The sequence below is a fragment of the Pseudomonas meliae genome (genome assembly GCF_001400515.1).
Lineage (GTDB): Bacteria > Pseudomonadota > Gammaproteobacteria > Pseudomonadales > Pseudomonadaceae > Aquipseudomonas > Aquipseudomonas amygdali.
The window spans coordinates 1-5,432 of the sequence record NZ_LJQT01000327.1; the positions used below are offsets into that span (position 1 = coordinate 1).

The window sequence follows — 5,432 nt, forward strand, 5'->3', positions numbered from 1 at the left end:
AAACCCGGGGCGGTTCAACGCTTCGTTTGACCCACCCTTACTTGGAAGCCATACATTCGACCTCAACTTTAGCGCCCATTGCCAGGCCACTTACTGCAACTGTGCTTCTCGTGGGGTAACTCCCCTTCTGGAAGAAGCGCGCATAGACACCGTTGAATTCAGGAAAATCCGCCATGTCGACGAGAAACACGGTGCACTTGATAACGTCAGTGAGTGCGTATCCATGCGCCGTAAGTACAGCTTTAATGTTCTCCATCGTCTGTCGGGTCTCGCTACCTATACCACCGGCGACGAGCTTTTGTGACGCGGGATCCAATCCAACTTGCCCTGAGAGATACAAAGCCTGACCTTTCTTGACAGCTTCCGAGAATGGCAGATCCCCTTTGACGACCTTGCCGGAATTCAGGAATTCGACTTGAGCAATCGCTGGCGTTATGCAAGCGAAGGCAAGAATGCCTGAAAGGATAATGGCCTTAGTATTCATTGCTTTCCTCTTACGTGGTAACGATATGGGATTGAAGGGTGCTCGCCGTCTGGTTTGATCAGCGCTTCAATGCGAAATCAACTGCTGCTTCTGCATGAATGACGGTCGAGTCGAATCCTGGCAAAGGAAGCTTATCGGTATCAAGGATCAGACAAATTTCGGTGCAGCCAAAAATCACCGAGTCCGCTCCTTCGGCCTTCGCCTTGTCGATCAGCGAAATCAAAGCATCACGCGACCGATCAACGATCTTTCCGAGACTAAGTTCACTGAAAATGATGTCGTGGACGAGTGCGCGCCCTTCTGCATCCGGGACAATCACGTCGATGCCGTGACCCTTCATCCGCCCGGGATAAAAATCGCTCTCCATCGTGTAGCGGGTAGCGAGCAGCAGCGGCTTCGAGCGTCCATGAGATTTGAGACGGGCAGCCGCTTCATCGACGATATGAATGAAGGGCAAGCTCGTTGCTGACGAAACGGCGTCGGCGACCAGATGCATGGTGACGGCGCAGATCATGACGCAGTCAGCCCCTGCTCCCTCCAGGCTGCGGGCTACCTCAGCCAGCCTGTTGCCCGCATCCTCCCACCGTCCGGACTTTTGCATGTCTACAATCGTCTGGAAATCGACGGAGTGAAGAAGTATTTCGGCTGAGTGCAGCCCGCCAAGGCGTTGATTGATTTCCTCGTTGATCTTTCGATAGTAGACGGCTGATCCTTCAAAGCTCATTCCGCCAATGAGGCCGATTTTACGCATGCTCATTATCTTTTCTTCCTGTAAACAAAAGCGTCACGCAAGATTCACTGAATATGTTTCGACGAATTTCCTGAGTAATCTTGTCGCTTCTGGCGTTTCGTCTAAAGCCGACAGAAGCAAGTCGAGGTTTCTTCCCTCGCTACGAAGCGTTTCCGCTCGACGGTGAAGGCAAGCCGCTGAGATATCAGGGGTGAATTCGGGATGAAATTGCGTAGACATTGCCCTGGGTCCGTAGCGGACGACCTGATGCGGATCATGCTCTGAGAAAGCGAGGACCTTGGCCTCTGGGGGCAGCTCAGCGATTGTCTGCTCATGCGTCAGGTGCGCTGTAAACTGTAAAGGCCAGTCCTTGAGCAAAGGATCGCTCTCTGCAGCGGGTAGTAGACTTATGGTCTGGCAGCCTACTTCTCGGCCCTGCGGATGAAAGTCGACACGCCCGCCCAGTGCGTGAGCCATAAGCTGATGCCCATAACAAACACCAAAGAGGGGCATGCCAATTGCCATCGCTTCTCTGATCCATTGAGCGGTCTGCTCACTCCAGGGGAGCCTGTCTGTGACCATCGACCACGATCCGGTGATGATGGCAACACGATTTGCATCAGGCGCTGGCAATCGTTGCCCTTCGAAAACTCTTACGACGTCCACTGCATCGATGGGCAGGCTGAGTGCGTCGCAGAACCATGCAGGAATGTCACCGAAACGCGATCGGATTTCCTCAGAAGGTGTACCGACTTGAATAATGAGCAGAGCAGACATACTTGACACCTTGAATCAAAGAGCTGGGGAGCGAGTATGTTTTCAGCATTACTGATACTCATCCTTGCCCGGTTTTAAAGTTGCTTGAGCGAAGTGCGCCATTGCTTTCTGCATTTCTGGATTTCGAACGAGGAGCATTGCCACTTCGCATAGCTAAGACGATTCCCGTCGCAATAATTGCAATCCCCAATGCGTGGTATGGATGAATGTGTTCATTGAGGAAGATAACGGCGAGAATGACGCCGAAGACTGGAATGAGGTGAACCGAAAACCCTGCACGGGACGCGCCCACACGTGCCACTCCAATGTTATAGAGCAGGTAAGCTGCAACAGAGGGGAAAATTCCCAGGTAAGCCAGTGCAGCAAATGACGTTCCGTTCCATGTCGGAACGAGACCTGACAACCTTTCCCATTGGTGCAGGGGCATGAGCACGACCAGTCTAACGACAATTTGCACCGCCATCAAGCCGATACGGTCGATGTCTGGTGGGAATCCCCTGAGCCAGAGCGTATAGAAGGCCCAGGCGATCATGGCGCCGAAGACGATCAGATCACCGTGGGAAAGCGACAGCGAAACAATCCGCGAGATCTCGCCGTGACTGATGATGACAAGCACCCCGGCGAATGACAGCAAAAGGCCAATAATCTGCACTGCATACAAGCGCTGTCGATAAAATATCGCGGACAATAATACGATCAGGATGGGTATCAAAGAATTCAGCAACAATGCATTGGAAGCGGTCGTGGATTGCAGTCCGATGTAGACGAAGGAATTGAACGCCACCACGCCTGCCAGGGAAACGCTCAGGATGCGCCAGCGATATTGCCAATATCGTGGCAGATCACGCCGCATGGGTTTCCAGGCAAACGGAAGTAGAAGGACCAGCGCGATCACCCATCGCCAGAACAGCAGCGACATGGGGGGCACGGTCCCACGGACCAGGCGGCCGATCAGGAAATTCCCGGCCCAGAACAATGGGGGAGGCACCAGTAGCAGCAATCCCAGCCAATCAACGACGGGTGACCGGATGTGGTCATTCCTTTCGTTAGCGCACGTCATGACACGCTGCCCTCCCTTGGATAAAGGCGGTCATCGAAGTCATTCAACGTGGGTTGCGGACACCAATCCTGCTCAGCGTGAAGATTCATCAGCCGAGTTCGCCAGTCCTGCAATACCGTGGCGCGCTGCGAATCGTCCAGGTAAGGGATATGCCATCCTATAAATGGATGATGCACGGAAAACCCCGTATAGCCGAGCGTGCCCTGCAGCAACGGCTTGAGCATGTCTTCCAGCGGGCCGTGAATCCCGCGCGGGCCGAACATGTGCTGCTGCCCACCCAGGGTCACGCTCACCAGGGCACGTTTGCCGACCAGTCCGCCACGATCGTAGAAGCGTTTGCCGCCATAGGTCACGCCCGAGACGAAGACGCGATCGATCCATCCCTTCAGGATGGCGGGCGGCCCATACCAGAAGATCGGAAAATTCAGAACAAGCAGGTCGCACCAGCGGAGCTTCTCCAGCTCCTCCTGAATATCCTTTCGTAGGGTACCCGTCGAAACGGCGTGGCGTTGCTCCAGCGCGTACACGCAATAGTCGGGGTTGGCCCGACTCGTGAAGTCCGCTGTCGATGCGACCGGGTTGAACTGCATCGCATGCAGATCGGAGACCTGGACGACATGCCCCTGCTGGCCGAACACCTCGACTGCAGTATCCTTCAACGCGGCACTGAAGGACCGCGGTTCCGGGTGCGCGTGGACAATCAGTATGTTCATGGGGACGTCGGCTCTTGAGTGACGTCAACCCACCGTGCGCCGACCAGGCTGGCCATGCGCTGCGGCTCGATGCGTACTGCTGCATTGGGTGCGCCGCCGGCAGGGAACACCTCGGCGAATGCCCTGAGCGAGACATCGCAGAACACTTGAAGTGGACGGATCAGTCCGAATGGGCAAACGCCCCCAACCGGGTGACCGGTCTCTCGTTCCACGTCGACGGCGTCCAGCATTCGTGCCTTGACGCCGAACTGTTGCTTGTATTTGCGGTTGTCCAGGCGCGCATCGCCGCGTGTGACCAGCACGATGACTTCCTCGCCCACACGCAGCGATAGTGTCTTGGCGATCTGGCCATCCACCACGCCGAGTGCTTGCGCGGCGAGCGATACCGTCGCCGTGCTGTCGGCCAGTTCGAAAACTTCAACATCGGCGGCGTTCTGAGCAAAGAAAGCTCTGACTGACTGCAAGCTCATTCACGATTCCTCTTTGCGGCGGGCTCACCAGGTCAGAGCCCGCCGCGTCACGCAAGTCACACAAACAGTTGTCCGCTGGCGGCAACTGCCGCTTCGCCACCAACGCGAATACGCAGCGCATGGCCATCCCGCTCCCAGGAAGCGTGGATCTCACCATCACGGCCGATTTCGATGCCTTGCTCTGCGAGGTAGCTGCCGGTGGCAGCTTCAGGGTGCTTATGGCGTGCGATATAGGCCGCCACCGAGCCATTGCCAGAGCCACATACGGGATCCTCCGGTACACCTTCACCCGGCGCGAAAGTTCGCACGCGGATACGCACCGGGCCGCCATCGCCACGCTCGACAAAAACCGTCAGACCTGCTGCGCGCAGCGTCTTGCATTCGCGCGCGATGAGTCCGAAGTCAGGGTCCAGAGCAGAAATCGTTTCGAAGCGTGCGAGTTGGACGATCAACCACGGTACGCCTGTGGAAACCACCTCGAAAGGCGTCTCGGCCAGGTCGCTCTCGGTGCAACCGAGCATCTTTGCCACGGTGGCCCGTGTGAGGCCTGCATCGCGATAATCTGGCTCGGCCTGGGTCATGCGCAAGAGCTTTCCACTGGGCGAGGGGAGGACTTCCACCGGCACGATGCCGATGCCGCATTCCTGCCGGAGCAACGTGGCGTCAGCCTTGTCGGGGTATCGGGCCAGAACAGAGTGCGCAGCGGCGACCGTCGGATGTCCGGCGAACGGCAACTCGCTCATAGGGGTAAAGATGCGGGCGCGATAGTCAGCGTCCGGCGTGGTCGGCTTGAGGATGAACACAGTCTCCGACAGGTTCATCTCGCGCGCGATCTTCTGCATGGTCTCGGCCGGAATGTCATCGGCGTCGAACACTACCGCAGCAGGATTGCCGTAAAGAGGACGATGCGTGAAGGCGTCAACTTGAACGAAATCGGTCGGCATAGAGGCACTTCCATTGAGTGAAAGAAATAGGCTTTCATCATAGAAGTCGATATATCATAGAAGTCGATATGCTTTATGTAAACTTATAAAGTGTCACGACACACTTTTGGCGCGCTCCTTTAATGCGGTTTACTCCTCGCGCATCTCGAATGTTCGATGGCCTTCACTTGCCTCGGTCGCTTTGTGGCCCAATGGCGAAGACTTCCTCGAGGCTGCCTGGAAACAGGACTTCGGGTTCTAAGAGGGTGTAGACA

Annotated in this window: 7 protein-coding genes; all 7 read right to left on the reverse strand. The window is 56.1% G+C overall.

Annotated features, from left to right (window positions below; genetic code table 11):
* Window positions 1-37: 37 nt before the first annotated feature.
* Genes ALO64_RS15230 through ALO64_RS15260 form a run of 7 tightly spaced genes read right to left on the reverse strand, consistent with a single transcriptional unit; the run spans window position 38 to window position 5,178 of the window.
* Window positions 38-484 carry a RidA family protein gene (locus ALO64_RS15230; protein WP_044345512.1) on the reverse strand — a complete coding sequence of 149 codons (447 nt, stop codon included), beginning with the start codon at window positions 482-484 and terminating at the stop codon, window positions 38-40.
* 58 nt (window positions 485-542) lie between these two features.
* Window positions 543-1,241 carry an aspartate/glutamate racemase family protein gene (locus ALO64_RS15235; RefSeq protein ID WP_044345510.1) on the reverse strand — a complete coding sequence of 233 codons (699 nt, stop codon included), beginning with the start codon at window positions 1,239-1,241 and terminating at the stop codon, window positions 543-545.
* Window positions 1,242-1,268: 27 nt separating this feature from the next.
* Window positions 1,269-1,991 (reverse strand): glutamine amidotransferase, encoded by a 723-nt coding sequence (locus ALO64_RS15240; protein ID WP_044345508.1) that lies wholly within the window; start codon window positions 1,989-1,991, stop codon window positions 1,269-1,271.
* Window positions 1,992-2,049: 58 nt separating this feature from the next.
* Window positions 2,050-3,051, reverse strand: coding sequence for a DMT family transporter (locus ALO64_RS15245; protein WP_082303501.1), 1,002 nt, complete (start codon window positions 3,049-3,051; stop codon window positions 2,050-2,052).
* Complete coding sequence (locus ALO64_RS15250) at window positions 3,048-3,764, reverse strand: NAD(P)H-dependent oxidoreductase (protein ID WP_044345507.1); 717 nt, start codon at window positions 3,762-3,764, stop codon at window positions 3,048-3,050. The genes ALO64_RS15245 and ALO64_RS15250 overlap by 4 nt, the downstream gene beginning before the upstream one ends.
* Window positions 3,761-4,234: a YbaK/EbsC family protein gene (locus ALO64_RS15255; protein ID WP_044345505.1), complete on the reverse strand. Its 474-nt coding sequence runs from the start codon at window positions 4,232-4,234 to the stop codon at window positions 3,761-3,763. Before ALO64_RS15255 ends, ALO64_RS15250 begins: the two co-directional genes overlap by 4 nt.
* Before the next feature lie 56 nt (window positions 4,235-4,290).
* Window positions 4,291-5,178 (reverse strand): PhzF family phenazine biosynthesis protein, encoded by an 888-nt coding sequence (locus tag ALO64_RS15260; RefSeq protein ID WP_044345503.1) that lies wholly within the window; start codon window positions 5,176-5,178, stop codon window positions 4,291-4,293.
* Window positions 5,179-5,432: the final 254 nt, after the last annotated feature.